The organism is Acidocella sp. (genome assembly GCF_028687955.1).
In the GTDB taxonomy this organism is placed as follows: Bacteria; Pseudomonadota; Alphaproteobacteria; order Acetobacterales; family Acetobacteraceae; genus Acidocella.
This window is the reverse complement of record NZ_JAQTZC010000053.1, coordinates 1-15830: the sequence shown is the minus strand read 5'-3', so window position 1 is coordinate 15830 and position 15830 is coordinate 1. Positions and strand designations below refer to the sequence as shown.

Sequence of the window (15830 nt, the reverse complement as noted above, 5' to 3'; positions counted from 1 at the left end):
TAACACTGGCGCCAAAAGCTGATCGCTCTGTCTTTGCGCGAACCTCCGCGGGCCCGCGCCGCAATGTTTCATCTGCCTGACGGCCAGGCGGCTTTATTGCGCCCCGGCTCCCAGAACATGGCCGTTCACCGTCGTGCCATACTGCGAGAACGCGTTGTCGTGGAATTTCGCCCTCGTCGCGGCCACGCTGCCGGTAAAGCGCGGGTCCTGCGGACGGTCCTGGCTGTCGATATAGGCCGCCACATCCCATGCCTGCTGGGCGCTCAGCGTGCCGGCAAGGCCAAGCGGCATGTTGGCGTGGATGAAGTCCGCCGCATTGTTGATCGCACTCATGCCCGCACCCCAGTTGTAGGAATCCTGGCCCCAAACGGCGGGAAACACCACAGCCCCATGTGCCGCCGCCCCGGCGCCGTTCGCCCCGTGGCAGAGCGAGCAGTTCTGCGCATATACCACCTGGCCGCGCTGGTAGCTTGGCGCCTGCGCCGACTTCGCCAGCTTGGGGTAGCCGCCCCCCGCCATTTTGGCCCCTGTGGGCGCGTTGGTGGAAAGCCAGAACGAGTAGGACTCCAGCGCCACCATCACCTTGCTGTCCAGCGGCGGCGCCTTGCCGTTTTCGCTGAATCGGAAGCAGCCCTGCAGCCGTTGGCCAAAAGTATTCACCTTCTTGTTTTTGGACCGGTAGGCGGGATACGCAACATAGGCCGCCCACATAGGCGATGAATTGGCCAGGCGCCCGCCGTTCATGTGGCAGTTATCGCAACTCAGCGTATTGCCGGTGAACTGCGGCGCGTATTTTGGCGTGTTGCGGAAGATATTCTCCCCCAGCTTCACCGCGTCGCCAAACGGCCCGGTTGGCATTGCGGCCTCGTCCGGCGGCGAAAATGTTGCGGGAGCCGGTGTCTGCGCCCACGCCGCTCCGGTGGGGGGCACGAGCCACGCCGCCCCCAGCAGCGCCAGCGCCATTGCCTTGCGGGGGTTCAGTTTCATGGACCTCATGGCTGCGCTCCGTTAGCGGGGTTGGCGGGCAGGGCGGCATAATAGGCGGTAACGGCGGTAATCTGCGCCGGGGTGAGCCGGCGCGCCACCGCCGCCATCAATCCCATTGGCCCGGTTTTGCGTGTGCCTTCCCGCCAGCCGTTCAATTGCGCCGCCAGATACACCGCAGGCTGCCCCGCCAGGCGCGGAAACTGCGTGCCAACGCCCAGGCCGCCAGGGCCGTGGCAGGAATCACAGGAGGGAATGCCATCAGCCAACCCCGCCTGCCAGTCTCCCCGCTGCGCCAGCGCAGCGCCCGGGCCTGTGGGCAGGGCTGCGGGCAACGGCGCCGGCGCAACCGGCAGGGCCGCGTAATAATCGCTCAGCGCGCTCATTTGCGCGCCGGTCAGCGGGGCTGCCATCCCAGCCATGGTCGCGTTGCCGCGCTCTTTGCTTTTGAATGCCGCAAGCTGCGCCTGCAAATACGCCGCCGGCAGGCCCGCCAGCGCGGGAAACCCAGCAGCCTGGTTCCCCATGCCGTTGGTGCCGTGGCAGGCTGCGCATTGACTTGTCTGTGGCGGCGCCGCAGCACTCCTCTGTGGCCAGCCAAAGCCGGCAATCAGCGCAATCACGAGACCCCATAGAATACGGTACATGGCGTTTCCTGTCTTGTTATCCCGCGGGGGCCGGGCTCGGCGCGCTCCCCTTATAGGGTTTGAAGTCATAACGTTCGAAAATTGCCAGTGCGGCGGGCGAGTGGATGAACGCCAGCCACGCCTTGGCGGCATCCGGGTGCGCCGCACCTTTCACCATCGCTCCGGCATAAATCGCGGTCGTATTCAGGGCGGCGGCGATGGGAACATCGCTGATCGGATGCCCCGCCTGCTCCTGGAACACCGCCTCCGACTTCCAGGTGATCCCCGCATCCGCCAACCCCTGCATCAGAAACAGCGGCGTCTGCCGGTGGTGGATATGGGTGAGAATCGTTGTGCCGTTGGCAACGCCGGTCTCATAAACCTGCTTCTCCAGCGCTGCGCCTCCCGCCTTCACCAGCGAGGCCTGAATTTGCCGCGCGATGCCCTCAAACGCCGGGTTGGGCATCACCAGGCGCAGCCCCGGCCTGCCCAGATCCGCCAGCCCGGTGATATGCGCGGGGTTGCCCTTGGGCACCATGATCGTGAGATTATTGGTGACATAAGGCACCGCCGGGCCGGTGAGTTCGCCTGCCGCAATCAGCGCCTCAACCTTCTTCAACCCGGCGAAATAAGCATCCGGCCGTGCCGTGAATGTCATGTTGCCGGAGGTAAAGGTCCCTCCTGCTTTCATTGCCGTCACCAGCATTCCCGGTGGAATCGTCACATAAAAAATACGTCCCTTATACTGCGGGTTCTGCTGCTCAAACGCCGCCACCAGCGGCGCCATCGCAAAATAATAGTTCCCGCCGACATAAAGCACGAGTTTCGGATCTGAGAGATCACCATGGAAATCAGCCATCACATCAACTTCCGGCACGGTGAACTCAAAACCCTTGTTCACCGCGCCGTTATTCTCGCCATGCTGCCAGGGCGGAAAAATCTGCCCCTCATAGCGCGGCGGCTGCGCCTTGCCGTTCCAGCCGCTATCCGCCGGCGTACCGGCGGCAGGCTGGGCGCGTGCATTCCCAGTCGTTGCGGCCGCCATCGCCAACACGGCAACGGCCTGGAGACTCCTGGTCAACATGGATTTCTTCAAACGCATGAATCCGGTCTTTCCATAAAAGCAACGAATGAGAGTGCGGCAATAACATCACGCGGCGTAAGCAAATCCCGCTTTTTGCAACTCCGGCAGCGTCCCCACCACGCCAGGGCTCAGCACCACACCTTCGATGAGGTGGTTGGTAAGCTCCGCCGCCAGCGCGCCGTGCGAAAGATTGTCAGGATTCACGCCATTTTTCAGCAACCCGCCGGAAAACTCCCAGATCGCGTTATGGCAGCCGATAAACACCACCCCCCGGCGCTGCAACACTGTAATGCTGTTGTCGGCCGGAGAAAACGCGCCGGCAGGATTGTTGAAGTCCGACGCGCTAACCGATGCCGCAGCCGGAACATTGATCAGCGTATTCGTCGCGAACTTGCCCTTGGTCACATCCGACAGCTTGTATTTATCCCAGATCATTTCATCATAAAGCGCCAGATGCGCGGTGCCGTGCGTGGCGGAAACCGCGAGGAAATCCGGATGCTTCCATGACCATATCTGTGCGTTCAGCGAATTACGCATCAGGTTCAGCCAGGGGCTCTCAATCACGGTATTGTCCCACACCTGCTTGGGCCCGCCCCGGTAGGCGATCACCGCGTTCAGTGCCTCGCTGTCCCATTGGCTGGGCGAGGTGAGGATCATCGGCACGGTCTTGAAATCCCGGCGGCGGGGCAGCGCCGCCAGTTTCGCGGTCAGCGCCGCCAGCGTGGCGGCGGATTGCGGCTCCAGCGGCCCGGCGGGCGTATCGGCCGCCGCGGTTTGCATTGCCATCGCCGTAAGACCCGCCGTCCCAATGGAAAGCCCGATACCGCGCAGCAGACTGCGGCGGTTGGCGCCACCTTCGGCGGGATTGGTCTGATTCGAATCCTGCGACATGGAAAATTCCTCTTATGTTTTGGTGGAAAGCTTGGCGCGTACTCAGAAAAGATAACGCTATACTTATTGAATTTGCTGTACAATTAAATATCTTGATTAGAATGATCGGTTTTTTGGATAATTGCCTTGCGCGCCGCGGTATTGTTACGGAAATGCCATACAACGGCACGCATTCACACCTTGCTGGCAGCAAACCGGAGAGACAAAAAAATGGACTCGCAGACCGGACCTGACCTCTCCACCGCCGAAGCCGCTGCGCGGCTGCAACAATTTGGCCCGAACGCGGTGGCTGAAACCACGCAGAGCTGGCCATGGGCGCTGGCGGAAAAACTGTGGACGCCGCTGTCCTGGATGCTTGAGGCCACAATCCTTCTGGAACTCTTTCTCGGGCACGGCCCGCAGGCGCTCGTCATCGCGGTTTTGCTCATCTTCAACGCCCTTCTTGGCCTTAGCCAGGAGGCGCGCGCCAAGGGCGCGGTGGATGCCCTGCGGCAAAAACTCGCGGTCATAGCCTCGGTCCGGCGCGGTGGTGTGTGGATGCGCATTGATGCAGCCGGGCTGGTCCCCGGCGATCTGGTGAAGCTCGCCCTCGGCGCGGTGGTCCCGGCCGATGTCAGCATCACCGCCGGCACGGCCCTCATTGATCAATCAATGCTCACCGGCGAATCCCTGCCGGTTGAACGCAAAGCCGGAGATGCCGCCTACGCCGGCGCCATGGTCCGCCAGGGCGAGGCCACCGGGGTTGTCACCGCCACCGGCGCGCGCACCTATTTCGGTAAAACCGCCTCGCTGGTGCAGGATGCCCGCAGTGTCAGCGGTGAACAGCGCGCGGTGCTGGCCGTGGTGCGAGACCTGGCGCTCATCAACGGCGCCATCGTGCTGGCGATGCTGGTCTACGCGCATGAGATAGGCCGCAGCTTCGATGAATCAGTGCCCCTGCTGCTCACCGCGCTGCTGGCCTCCATCCCGGTGGCGCTGCCCTCCACCTTCACGCTTGCCGCCGCGCTCTCCGCGCGCACCCTGGTGCGCGGCGCGGTGCTGCCAACCCGGCTCGCCGCCATCAACGAGGCGGCGACGATGAGTCTGCTCTGTACAGATAAAACCGGCACGTTGACGAAAAACGCGCTCTCAATTCAGAACATCGCCTGTTTCGGCGGCGCCGATGAGGGCGCCGTGCTGGCCGCTGCCGCCGCCGCTTCCTCGGAGGGCGGCGATCCGGTCGATCAGGTCATCATCGATGCCGCCCGTACGCGCGGCGTGGCGGTGCCTCCGGCTGCCGCCTTCGCCCCGTTTGACCCCGCCCGCAAATACGCCCAGGCCAGCCTGCCGAACGGTGATCTGCTGCGCAAAGGCGCGCCCGGCGCTTTGCTCCCCGCGGGGCTGACCCCAGAGCAGGAAGCCGCGCGCCAGCGTCTCGCGCAAGCCGGATGCCGGATTTTGGCGGTCGCGCGCATCACCGGCAACACGGTGCAGCTGCTCGGCCTGCTCGGCCTCGCCGACCCGCCGCGTGATGATGCCGCGGGCCTCATCGCCTCCCTACGCGCGCTGGGGGTGCGTGTCGTCATGGTCACGGGCGACGCCCCCGAGACCGCCGCGGTCATCGCCCGCGCGGTGGGCATCACCGGCCAGGTCTGCAACTCAGAGACCCTGGAGACACTCAAAACCCCCGGTGATTTCAGTGTTTTTGCCGGCGTGTTCCCCGAGCAGAAATTCCGCCTGGTCAAGCTGTTCCAGAGCGGGGGCCACGTCGTCGGCATGTGCGGCGACGGCACCAACGATGCCCCGGCCCTGCGCCAGGCGCAAATGGGCATCGCGGTTTCAACCGCGACCGATGTAGCCAAGGCCGCCGCCGGTCTGGTGCTCACTTCGCCCGGGCTGGCAGGCATCCTCGGCGCCATTCGCGAGGGCCGCGCCGCCTTCCAACGCATCCGCACCTACACCCTCACCATGGTGGTGCGTAAAATCGCCTTTGCCGCCTATCTAGCGCTCGGTCTGGTCATCACCGGCCACGCGGTGCTCACCCCGCTGCTCATGGTGCTGCTTCTCATCGTGAACGACTTCCTCACCATGGCCATCACCACCGACCGCGCGTTGCCAAGCGCGCATCCCCGCCATTGGCGGATCGGGCGCATCATCTCCGAGGGCTGCCTCTACGGGCTGGCGACGCTGGGCTACGTCACCCTGATGCTGCTGGCCGGGCGCGCACTCTGGCATCTGCCGCTGCCGCAAATCCGCACGCTCTCGTTTCTCACCCTCATGCTGGCGGTGCAGGCCAGCGTCTATGTGGTGCGCGAGGAGCGCTGGTTCTGGTCCTCCACGCCTGGGCCGTGGCTGGCGGCGGCAACCGCCGTCATGGTTGGCTCCAGCCTCGCCGCCGTCGGCTGGGGCATCCTCATGGCGCCGCTCGGCCCGGTTGTATTGTCCGCGATCACCGCCAGCGCGCTGCTGTTCCTGTTCCTGCTCGATGTTTTAAAGCGTCTCGCAGGGCGGGTTTTGCATCGCCCGGTTGGAGAGGTGGCCTTTCCCTTGTTGCCCGGTGCATAAGGGCGCGTGACCGAGCCAACGCCCCCTCCTTACCGCGCCGCGATCATCGGCGGCGGCCCCGCCGGGCTGATGGCCGCCGAGACGCTGGCCCAGGCTGGTCTGGCCGTCACCGTGTTTGAGCGTATGCCAAGCCTCGGGCGTAAATTTTTGATGGCCGGGCGCGGCGGCCTCAACATCACCCATTCCGAGCCGCCGGAGCGCTTCCTCACCCGCTATGGCCCGGCGGCGGGCTGGATGTCTCCCCGCCTTGCCGCTTTCCCGCCCGAGGCGCTGCGCGCCTGGTGCGCCGGACTCGGCCAGCCGACTTTCGTGGGCAGCAGCGGCCGCGTGTTCCCCACGGCCATGAAAGCCAGTCCCCTGCTGCGCGCCTGGATCAAGCGGCTGGCGGCCCTGGGCGTCCAGCTTGTCACCCGCGCCAGTTGGACCGGCTGGGACGCCACCGGCGGCCTGCAATTTGCCGATGGCGCCACCGCTGCCGCCGATGCCGTGGTTCTCGCCCTGGGCGGCGCCTCCTGGCCCCGCCTGGGCGCCGATGGCGGCTGGACCGCGCTGCTGCCCGATGTCCACATCACGTCCTTGCGCCCGGCCAACTGCGGCTTCAGGGTGAATTGGTCGGAACATTTCTCCCACCGCTTCGCGGGCACCCCGCTCAAGCGCATCACCCTCTCCTGTGCCGGGCAGAGCATCCCCGGCGAGCTGATGCTCACCCGCGAGGGCATCGAGGGTGGCGCCGTTTATGCGCTCTCAGCCCCAGCGCGCGAGCTCATCGCCCGCGATGGCATGGCCGAACTGCGCCTTGATTTGCGCCCTGATCTCACCGCCGGGACCCTGGCCACCTGCCTGGCCGGCGGTGGCAGCGAATCCCTCACCAACATTCTGCGCAAGCGCGCCGGCCTCTCCCCGGCGGCCATCGGCCTGGTGCAGGAGGCCCGCCATGCCGGGGATGCAACACCCCTGGCCCCGCTCATCAAATCCCTGCCGCTGCGTTTAACCGCCCCCGCCGGTCTGGCGCGCGCCATTTCCACCGCCGGGGGCATCGCGCTGGGCGAGCTGGACGAAAACCTGATGCTCCGCCGCCGTCCCGGCGTGTTCGCGGCCGGGGAAATGCTGGATTGGGAGGCCCCAACCGGCGGCTACCTGCTGCAAGCCTGCCTCGCCACCGGCATTGCCGCCGCGCGCGGCGTGCTGGCATGGCGCGCCTGCGCCGCCGCCCCTTGAGTTAGCTTGCATCTGCGGCCACAAGCCCTGCATGGCTTCTCCTCCGCTGCTGCTCCTCACTGATATCCGTGTCTCTCTTGGCTCCGTCCCCCTGCTCGATGGCGCGGGGATCGGCGTCGGCGCCGGCGAGCGCATCTGCCTGGTCGGGCGCAACGGCTCGGGCAAATCCACCCTGCTCAAAATCGCCTCGGGCGAGATCGCCTTTGACGGCGGCACCCGCTTCCTGCAACCCGGCACCACCATGCGCTACTTGCCGCAGGAGCCCGATCTCTCCGCCTTCGCCAACACCATGGAATATGTCGAGGACGGCCTCGGCCCCAACGATGACCACTACCGCGCCAAATATCTGCTGGAGCAGCTTGGCCTCACCGGGCTGGAAAAACCCAAAAACCTCTCCGGCGGCGAGGCCCGCCGCGCCGCCCTAGCCCGTACCCTGGCCCCCAACCCTGATCTTCTGCTGCTGGATGAGCCCACAAACCATCTCGACCTCCCGGCCATCGAATGGCTGGAATCCGAGCTGAAAAGCCTCTCCGCCGGCATCGTCCTCATCAGCCATGACCGCCGGCTGCTGGAAAAACTCTCCCGTAGCATCGTCTGGCTGGACCGCGGCCAGACCCGCCGGCTTGACCGCGGCTTCGCCCATTTCGAGGCCTGGCGCGACGAAGTGCTGGAACAGGAGGAGCGCGATTTCCACAAGCTCGGCCGCCAGATCGCGCGTGAGGAAGATTGGCTGCGCTACGGCGTTACCGCCCGGCGCAAGCGCAACGTCAAGCGCGTCGCCGGGCTGGCGGCGCTGCGCCAGGCCAAGCGCGAATACAACAAGCAGGGCGAAGCCGCCAAAATGGGCGCCGCCGATGCCGCAACCTCCGGCAAGCTGGTGGTGGTGGCGGACAAGATCAACAAATCCTACGCCGACCGGCTGATCGTGAAGGACCTCACCCTGCGCGTGCTGCGCGGCGACCGGCTCGGCATCGTCGGCCCCAATGGCGCGGGCAAATCCACGCTGCTGAAACTCTTCCTCGGCCTGGAGCAACCCGATTCCGGCGAGCTGAAACTCGGCACCAACCTCAACGTCATCACCCTGGACCAGCAGCGCGCCGCGCTGGACCCGGCGGTGACCCTGGCCAGCACCCTCACCGGCGGCAAAAGCGACATGGTCCAGGTCGGCGAGCAGAGCCGCCACGTCATCGGCTACATGAAGGACTTCCTCTTCAAGCCCGAGCAGGCGCGCACCCCGGTCGGCACCCTCTCGGGCGGCGAGCGCGGGCGGCTTTTGCTGGCCGCCGCCCTGGCCAAACCCTCCAACCTGCTCATCCTGGACGAACCAACCAACGACCTCGACCTGGAAACCCTGGATTTGTTGCAGGAAATGCTGGGCGAATACCCCGGCACCATCCTGCTCGTCAGCCATGACCGTGATTTTCTGGACCGCGTCGCCACCTCAACCCTGGTGGCCGAGGGCGATGGCAAATGGGTCGAATACGCCGGCGGCTATTCTGACATGCTGGCCCAGCGCGGCCATGTTCTGACCGAGCCGGTAAAACAGAAAACCACCGCCCGCACCGCGGCGCTGGCGCCCACTAACGCGCCATCCCCACCGGCTGCGGGAAAAATGACCTTCAAGCAGCAACACGAGCTGAAAACGCTGACCGCCGAGATCGAAAAACTCCACACCACGGTGAAGAAGAACGAGGCCATCCTCGCCGAACCCGGCCTCTACAACAAGGACATCAAGAAATTCAAAGCCGCCTCCAACGCCCTCACTGAGGCGCAGGAGCGCCTGGCGACGGCTGAGGAACGCTGGTTGGAGCTGGAAGTTCTGCGCGAGGCGGGTTAACCCGCCTCGGCCTATTGCGCCGCTGTCGGATCGGTCTGCGGGCGCGGGTTAAAATCCGCCGGAATGTGGTTGACGATGCCTTTGGCAATATCCACCGGCACAATGCCGATCACCTTGCAGCCCTGGTTGTTGTCGGGCGGTATCGCCGTTGCATCGGGCGTAATCGCGTAAGCAGCGGGCAGGGGGCTTGCCTTGCCTTCCAGCCGCGCCGGGTCAAAGGCTGAGAGCAGATCGCCCACCCCTGGGGTCTTGTCATCCGCCGGGCCCAGATACGCCTGCTTGAACATGCTAAGCCCCGCAGCGCGCGCCTGCGCCTCATCGGGCAGATCCGCCAGCGGCGGGAGATGATAGAGCATGTCGATGAATTTGATCACGCTGGCCTGATTCCCGGTCTCATGGCTGACCACATGCACGCGCGCATAGGGGCTGATGAGAATGAGCGGAATGCGCGGGCCAGGCGAGAGCGGCAGACCCTGCGGGCCGTATTCCACGAAATGCGGCGGCATATGGTCGTAATCCCCGGCTGATTCATCATAGGTGATGATAATGGCCGATTGCGCCCAGTATTTGCTCCGCGCGATGGCATTCACCTCGCGCGCCACCTGCGCCTCGGAAATCGCTGAATCCGAGTAACCCGGATGGTCGTCATCGCCCTGGAAATTATGCTGCACCGCCGGATCATTCAGCGCGGGCCTCATGCCTTCGATATTCTGGAACCCCCCGCGCAGATAATACACGCCCCCGGTGGGTGAAAGCTTGTCCGCGCTGATCGCGTTGAAGAAATCGCCAAGCCCGTGCAGATGCGCGGTCATCTCCGGGTTGTTGGCGACATAGCCGAAATACTGCGGCCCGTTGTGGTGGCCGATATACCCGTCATGCGCCGCCTCATTCGGCTCCGCGTCATAGCCCTCCTCGTACCAGCCCCATGGCACGGCGTTGACCTTGCTGGCGGCGAGGGCGGGAATATCCTGGCGCACATCGGCGAGGTCAGTGGCGGGGTTTTTATCCGCCGCCGTCACCTTCTGCGCGGTATCCCCGGTCATGCTCAGCGGCAGCGAAGCGTAGGTCTGGTTCAGCGCCGGGATCACGGCATGTTTCGCGCCATCCTGCGGGTTTTGCGGCATGCCGCTGGTATCCCCCGCGCCGCCCGTGCCCCAAACCGGGTCATTATCGGTGATCACGGGTTCTCCCTGGTCCTTGAGCAGCCCCTTGGCGCCGTCGGCCTCATCGGGGTGCTTCACCCATTGCGTCTCGCCGGTCTGCCCCGCGATCATCACAATCGCGTTCGGAGCGGAGGGCCCCATGGTATGCTGGAAGATATTGTCGAACAGCACGAAGCGGCTGGCGTAATTCCACAGATAAGGAACAGTGTCGCAATTCTCGTAGGCCATCGTCAGCTCGCCCATCTGCTTAGCCATCAGCGAGGGCACGCTCTGCCCGTGCGGTATGTATTTCTTCTCTTCATCCAGCGCGTAATGGTCCATCTTCGCAACGCCGTTCACCACATCCATCTTATGCGCCATGATGACATACGAATGGTCCACGTCATCAAGGTCGGCGGCATATTGCGCCGGGCCGATGCGGAAGGGCGAGATCGTGCCCATGCTGCCGTCCACATTCTCAATCGGCTGGACAAAACCGGGCGTCTCGTCCGCCGGCTGCGTGAACAGCCCGTTGGCGCCCGGGAACGTGCCGAAATAGGAATCGAACGAGCGATTTTCCTGAAAGATCACGAACACATATTTCACATGCTTGCGCAGCAGGGCGATCTCCTGCGCCTGGCTCATCGCCGGCTCGCGCGTCACCATCTGCGCGCGCACGGCCGCCGGCCCGCCGGGCTGCGGTGTCAGCACATCGCCATAAGCCAGCGGCGCTTGTAGCAGCGAGGACACCGCCGCCAACGCCGTGACACGTTGCAAAACTTGCTTAAAGGCCATGGGTATTTTCCTTTTTGGTGTGTGCTGCCAGTGCCGCGGCGCGGATGAAATGGCCGTCAAGATTATCGGGCAGGATGAGATCATCGCGCCCCACGCTGGCCCGCAGGGCCCTCAGCACAGATCTGCGCGCGGTTATCGCATCGCACCGCCCGTCCCGGTAGGCGTCGTGCATCTCGCCATTTTCCTGAAACACGAATTCCCGCAGCGGAATCTTGTGCGCGGTGAAATACGCCTGCAGATTATATTGCGCGCGCGAGCCTGCCTTTACGCAAATCTCCGCATTCGCCAGCCCCGCGGCATCGCGCGCTTTTGAGCCCGCCGGAACCATGATCGCCTGATTGTCGTCATAGGGCACGCTTGCGCCGTGGCGGGCGGCGGGAATATCTCCCACATGCGCCGCCGCCGGGGCGCCAATGAGCACAAGCATGCAAAACAAGACATACCGCATACCCGCTTCCTAGCTGCCGCTCCACCGCGCGGCGAGGGGGGCAGGATGACCGTTTCATGGCATTTGCGCCCGGCCGCGGTTACTTCTCGTGGTAAGGGTTGTCCGTCCCGCGCAGCATGATGCGGATCGGCACGCCTGGCATCTCGAACGCCTCACGCAACGAGTTCACCAGATAGCGCATGTAGGTATCGGGCACCATCTCGGCGCGTGTGCCAAACAGTGCAAACGTCGGCGGCCGGGCCTTCACCTGCGTGATATAGCGCAGCTTCAGCCGCCGTCCTTCCACCATCGGCGGCGGAAAACGCTCCAGCGCATGTTCAAACCAGCGGTTCAGCGCGCTGGTGGGCACGCGCGTGTTCCATTTCTCATAGGTCTCGCGGATGGCGGGGAACAGCTTGCCCACCCCCTCGCCGGTCTCGGCGGACAAAGGCACCAGCGTGATGCCCTTCATCTGCGAGAGCGAAATCGAAATCCGGTCAATCGCCGCCTGCTTCGCCTTCGCGCGGTCTTCAACCGCGTCCCATTTGGTAAGCGCGATCACGCAGGCGCGTCCCTCGCGCTCAATCAGCCGCGCGATGTGCAAATCCTGTTCCTGCACGCCCTGCACGGCATCCACCGCCAGAACCACCATCTCGGCCCGCTTCAGCGCCTCAATGGATGACGAGGTGGACATCCGCTCCAGCCCCTCGTCTACCTTTGCCCGCTTGCGCAGCCCGGCGGTGTCCACAAGCCGGTATAACTTCCCATCCGGCCCGGTCAGGTCCACCGCCACCGCGTCGCGCGTCAGCCCCGGCTCCGGCCCGGTAATCATCCGCTGTTCCCCCAGCAGATGGTTCAGCAATGTCGATTTTCCGGCGTTCGGCCGCCCGACGATGGCGAAATGCAGCGGCAGAGTCTCCGCATCCTCCGCGCCCTCTTCCGGCGGCGGCGGCAGCAGGTCCGCGATATCGCGCATCAAATCATAAACGCCCTCGTTATGCTCGGCGGAAATCCCCACCGGCTCGCCCAGGCCCAACTCGTAGGCTTCCATGGTGGCCGCCGCCCCGCCCCGCCCCTCGGCCTTGTTAGCCACCACCAGAACCTTCTTGCCCGTGCGGCGCAGCCAGGAGGCAAAATGCTTATCCTCAGGCAGCAGCCCGGCGCGCGCGTCGAACACAAAAAGCACCAGATCCGCCTCATCCACCGCGCGGCTGGTGGAGGCGCGCATACGCCCTGACAGCGTGTCGGGTGCGGCTTCTTCCAGCCCGGCGGTGTCCACCAGCAGCACCTTTGTGCCCGCCAGCGTCGTCTCGGCCTCCTTGCGGTCGCGCGTCACCCCCGGCGTATCGGCGACCAGCGCGAGTCTGGACCCCACCAAACGATTAAACAGGGTCGATTTTCCGACATTCGGCCGGCCGGTGATGACAACGCGCGGGGTCATGACAGCTTCAGCCGTAGGCTGTGAGTTTGGCGTCACGCGTGAGCTGCAGCAGCAGCCCGCCCGCGGCAATCGGCGCCATATCCGCGGGGCCTGCTAGCTTGGCGGTGGATTTGATAACCCCCGCCACCGGATCGACCAGCGCGATCTCGCCTCGGCTGCTGGTGAGCACCAGCGTACCGTTCACCAGCACCGGCCCGGCCCAGAGCACTGGGTTTGTTTTCTTTTTCATGTTGCCGAACGCCGGCATCGGCAAAGACCAGCTGACCAGCCCGTCATCGGCATGGATGGCTGTGAGCGTCTGCGTGCTGTCCAGCAAAAAGGCGAAGCCCCCGGCCAGGCAGAACGGCTGCGAGCCGCTGGCGCTATGCGTCCACACCTTGGCGCCCGAATGCAGGTCCACCGCCATGGCGGTATTGCCCAGGCCCAGCGCATACACCACCCCGCCCGAGATCACCGGCGGCGCCACGATATCGGAGAAGTCGAGCGAGCTGGTCTGGCCGGAGGCGGCGGCGAGGCTCTGCTCCCATAGCGTCGTGCCCGAATTCGCATCCAGCGCCGCCAGCATGCCGGAGGCGAACCCGGCGACAACAATGCCATCGGCAAAGGCCGGGGCACCGGATACGGCAACAGCGGGGCCGGTGTTTTGCAGCACCTGGCCGGTGAAGCGCCAGCCCGGCTCGCCGGTCGCGGCATCGAAGGTGAGCAGCAGGTCGTTCTGGGTGATCAGCGCCACCAGCCCACCCGCGATCATCGGCGCAGTCCGGGTGGGAAAATCCAGAGCCTGCCGCCAGAGAATTTTGCCTGAGCCGGCATCCAGCGCGAGCAACTCGCCATAGCCTGTGGTGGCGTAGATCCGCCCCTGGTCATAGCCGATGCCACCGCCGATATTGGGCTCGTTGGAGTGCTTCGGCCGTGTCACGGTGTGCCACACCCTCGCGCCGTCCGCGGCGGAGAAGGCGCTCACCGCGGCGGCGGCGTCCATGCTGAAAACCTGGCCATTGGCAAGGAGGGGGCTGGCTTGCAACGGCTGGCGGAACCCACCACCCTGGCCGGCCGAGGCCACCCAATGCCGGTTGAGCCCAAGCGGCCCCGCGGCATTGCCCGGCGCATGCGCGGCATTGCCCAGCACCTGAGGCCAGTCCGCCAGCGCCACGGCGGGCGGCAGGCTCACCGGCGGCGCATTGGTGCTCACATTCAGCGCCCCGGTATCGGGCAGCACAGGTATCTGCGTCCCGATAATCGCCACCTTTGGCTCGGAGCAGGCGGTGGCCAGCAGGCCAAGCGAGAGGGTAAGGGCCGTACGACGTCGCATCATGATTTTTGTCATCCGTTCAACTTTGCGAGCAAGCCTTCGGCGCGGTTGCGCACGCCGTCCGGGGAACCGGGATCGGCCGCGATTTGCAAGAGCAGGGCCTTTGCCAGATCGCTTTTGCCTTCATGCAGATAAACCAGCGCCTGCGTTTCGCGCGCCAGCCCATGGTAGGCGTTCGTGTCGGTGGTCAGTGGCTTCAGCCGGGCGAGCACCTCGTCATCCGGCGCGCTGCCCAGCGCGTGCTGCGCCCATAACAAATTGGCGAGGCCGCGCAGCAGCGGGTCGGCGCTGGTGTCATCGGCCACGTTGTTCCACAGGCCCTCGGCCTGCGTGGTTTCTCCGGCGCCGGCATAAAGCGCCGCGGCGCGCAAATCAGCCAGCGTGCGGTAGCCTTCCGGCGCACCGGCCGCGAAGTTGGTCAGGGCTTTCGCCCCCGTGAGCGCCGCGGCGCCGCTCAGGCCCGTCCCGGCGGCATCCAGCGGCTGGGTCAGGGCCAGATACGCAGTGGCGGCCTTCTCGTTCTGCTTCTGCTGATACCAGGCATGAAACTGCTGCCAGCCCACCCCCGCCAGCACAGCCAGCATCGCGAGCAGCAGGAGCCCGCCATAGCGCTTGGCGAGCACCACCGCGCGCTCATTGCGCAGATCCTCTGAAACCTCGTCAAAAATATCAAACACGCGCCCGACCCTACCGTTCAGCCCGGACCGTCTTAGCCGGGCAGCGCCCGCTATACAACGAAGCGCCGTAACCGCGCCATGGTGCGCTCATGGCCGATCAGCGGCAGAAGCCCGGCCATTTCCGGCCCCTGGTCCTCGCCGGTGAGCGCCAGCCGCAGCGGATGATACAGCGCCCGCCCCGCCGCTCCGGTCGCGGTGGCAATTGCCGCGGTCCAGGCTTTCCATGAATCCGGCCCCAGCGGGGCAGGGGGCAGCGTCTCCAGCGCGGCCTTCAGCACCGCCTCGCTGTCCTTAATCTCGCGCGGCAGAAAATCCCCATGCACCACTTCCCACCACCGCCGCGCCTCGCTCAACATGTCGAGATTGCCGCGAATGACATGCCAGAAATCCTCCCCAGCCCCTTCCGGCAGGCGGGCTTTCACATCCTCAAAGCTGAGCGCGTGCAGCAGCTTGCGGTTCAGCGTCAGCAGCTGCCGCGCATCAAAGCGCGGCGGCGAACGGCCGAAATCAGCAATGTTGAACGCCGCGATCAGCTCGTCCATCCCCAGTGGCGCGGCATCCTTATTGGTGCCCAGCCGCGCCAGATACGCCGTAATCGCCCCCGGCTCCACGCCATCCGCCCGCAGGCTGCGCAGCGAGATACTGCCGATCCGCTTGGAGAGCTTCTCCCCATCCCCGCCTGAGATCAGCGGCAGATGCGCGAAACGCGGCAGCGGCCCCTTGCTCACCGCCTGAAACAAATCAATCTGCACGGCGGTGTTGGAAACATGGTCCTCACCCCGGATAATATGCGTAATCCGCATATCCGCGTCATCCACCACCGAGGTGAACGTATACAGCGGCGTCCCATCC

At 65.1% G+C, this 15830-nt stretch carries 13 protein-coding genes; 3 read left to right on the top strand and 10 right to left on the bottom strand.

The window, feature by feature from the left end; all coding sequences use genetic code 11:
- Positions 1-93 precede the first annotated feature (93 nt).
- The 4 genes from PHE40_RS08120 to PHE40_RS08105 are packed head-to-tail and all read right to left on the bottom strand — an operon-like array spanning position 94 to position 3585.
- Positions 94-987 carry a c-type cytochrome gene (locus PHE40_RS08120; RefSeq protein WP_299960605.1) on the bottom strand — a complete coding sequence of 298 codons (894 nt, stop codon included), beginning with the start codon at positions 985-987 and terminating at the stop codon, positions 94-96.
- 5 nt (positions 988-992) lie between these two features.
- Positions 993-1631 (bottom strand): c-type cytochrome, encoded by a 639-nt coding sequence (locus PHE40_RS08115; RefSeq protein WP_299960603.1) that lies wholly within the window; start codon positions 1629-1631, stop codon positions 993-995.
- Between the two features lie 16 nt (positions 1632-1647).
- Positions 1648-2712, bottom strand: coding sequence for a substrate-binding domain-containing protein (locus tag PHE40_RS08110; protein ID WP_299960600.1), 1065 nt, complete (start codon positions 2710-2712; stop codon positions 1648-1650).
- A gap of 48 nt (positions 2713-2760) precedes the next feature.
- On the bottom strand, positions 2761-3585 hold the full coding sequence (locus tag PHE40_RS08105) for a transcriptional initiation protein Tat (protein WP_299960597.1): 825 nt from the start codon (positions 3583-3585) through the stop codon (positions 2761-2763).
- 210 nt (positions 3586-3795) lie between these two features.
- On the opposite strand from PHE40_RS08105, the gene PHE40_RS08100 reads away from it, so the two are divergent.
- Genes PHE40_RS08100 through PHE40_RS08090 form a run of 3 tightly spaced genes read left to right on the top strand, consistent with a single transcriptional unit; the run spans position 3796 to position 9184 of the window.
- Positions 3796-6129, top strand: coding sequence for an HAD-IC family P-type ATPase (locus PHE40_RS08100; protein ID WP_299960594.1), 2334 nt, complete (start codon positions 3796-3798; stop codon positions 6127-6129).
- Positions 6130-6135: 6 nt separating this feature from the next.
- Entirely contained in the window at positions 6136-7347 is a 1212-nt protein-coding gene (locus tag PHE40_RS08095; protein WP_299960591.1) for a TIGR03862 family flavoprotein, read from the top strand.
- A 31-nt stretch (positions 7348-7378) separates the two neighbouring features.
- Positions 7379-9184 (top strand): ABC-F family ATP-binding cassette domain-containing protein, encoded by a 1806-nt coding sequence (locus PHE40_RS08090; protein ID WP_299960588.1) that lies wholly within the window; start codon positions 7379-7381, stop codon positions 9182-9184.
- 11 nt (positions 9185-9195) lie between these two features.
- Here the strand turns inward: PHE40_RS08090 and PHE40_RS08085 are convergent, their stop codons facing one another.
- The 6 genes from PHE40_RS08085 to PHE40_RS08060 form a co-directional block, all read right to left on the bottom strand.
- The gene (locus PHE40_RS08085) at positions 9196-11121 is read right to left on the bottom strand and encodes a phospholipase C (RefSeq protein ID WP_299960585.1); all 1926 of its coding nucleotides are present in this window, start codon (positions 11119-11121) and stop codon (positions 9196-9198) included.
- Complete coding sequence (locus tag PHE40_RS08080) at positions 11111-11548, bottom strand: transporter substrate-binding domain-containing protein (protein WP_299960582.1); 438 nt, start codon at positions 11546-11548, stop codon at positions 11111-11113. The genes PHE40_RS08085 and PHE40_RS08080 overlap by 11 nt, the downstream gene beginning before the upstream one ends.
- Before the next feature lie 100 nt (positions 11549-11648).
- A complete protein-coding gene (gene der / locus PHE40_RS08075) occupies positions 11649-12989 on the bottom strand; it encodes a ribosome biogenesis GTPase Der (RefSeq protein WP_299960579.1) in 1341 nt (446 codons plus the stop codon).
- A 7-nt stretch (positions 12990-12996) separates the two neighbouring features.
- The gene (locus PHE40_RS08070) at positions 12997-14316 is read right to left on the bottom strand and encodes a PQQ-binding-like beta-propeller repeat protein (protein ID WP_299960576.1); all 1320 of its coding nucleotides are present in this window, start codon (positions 14314-14316) and stop codon (positions 12997-12999) included.
- Entirely contained in the window at positions 14313-14978 is a 666-nt protein-coding gene (locus PHE40_RS08065; RefSeq protein ID WP_299960573.1) for a tetratricopeptide repeat protein, read from the bottom strand. The genes PHE40_RS08070 and PHE40_RS08065 overlap by 4 nt, the downstream gene beginning before the upstream one ends.
- 50 nt (positions 14979-15028) lie before the next feature.
- On the bottom strand, positions 15029-15830 hold an 802-nt coding region (locus tag PHE40_RS08060; protein ID WP_299960570.1), incomplete at its 5' end, for a glutamate--tRNA ligase.

What these genes read in the sequence shown, in the direction of transcription:
- PHE40_RS08120 (WP_299960605.1), bottom strand. Translation starts at nt 987, where the DNA reads ATGAAACTGAACCCCCGCAAGGCAATGGCGCTGGCGCTGCTGGGGGCG.
- PHE40_RS08115 (WP_299960603.1), bottom strand. Translation starts at nt 1,631, where the DNA reads ATGTACCGTATTCTATGGGGTCTCGTGATTGCGCTGATTGCCGGCTTT.
- PHE40_RS08110 (WP_299960600.1), bottom strand. Translation starts at nt 2,712, where the DNA reads ATGCGTTTGAAGAAATCCATGTTGACCAGGAGTCTCCAGGCCGTTGCC.
- PHE40_RS08105 (WP_299960597.1), bottom strand. Translation starts at nt 3,585, where the DNA reads ATGTCGCAGGATTCGAATCAGACCAATCCCGCCGAAGGTGGCGCCAAC.
- PHE40_RS08100 (WP_299960594.1), top strand. Translation starts at nt 3,796, where the DNA reads ATGGACTCGCAGACCGGACCTGACCTCTCCACCGCCGAAGCCGCTGCG.
- PHE40_RS08090 (WP_299960588.1), top strand. Translation starts at nt 7,379, where the DNA reads ATGGCTTCTCCTCCGCTGCTGCTCCTCACTGATATCCGTGTCTCTCTT.
- PHE40_RS08085 (WP_299960585.1), bottom strand. Translation starts at nt 11,121, where the DNA reads ATGGCCTTTAAGCAAGTTTTGCAACGTGTCACGGCGTTGGCGGCGGTG.
- PHE40_RS08080 (WP_299960582.1), bottom strand. Translation starts at nt 11,548, where the DNA reads ATGCTTGTGCTCATTGGCGCCCCGGCGGCGGCGCATGTGGGAGATATT.
- der (WP_299960579.1), bottom strand. Translation starts at nt 12,989, where the DNA reads ATGACCCCGCGCGTTGTCATCACCGGCCGGCCGAATGTCGGAAAATCG.
- PHE40_RS08070 (WP_299960576.1), bottom strand. Translation starts at nt 14,316, where the DNA reads ATGACAAAAATCATGATGCGACGTCGTACGGCCCTTACCCTCTCGCTT.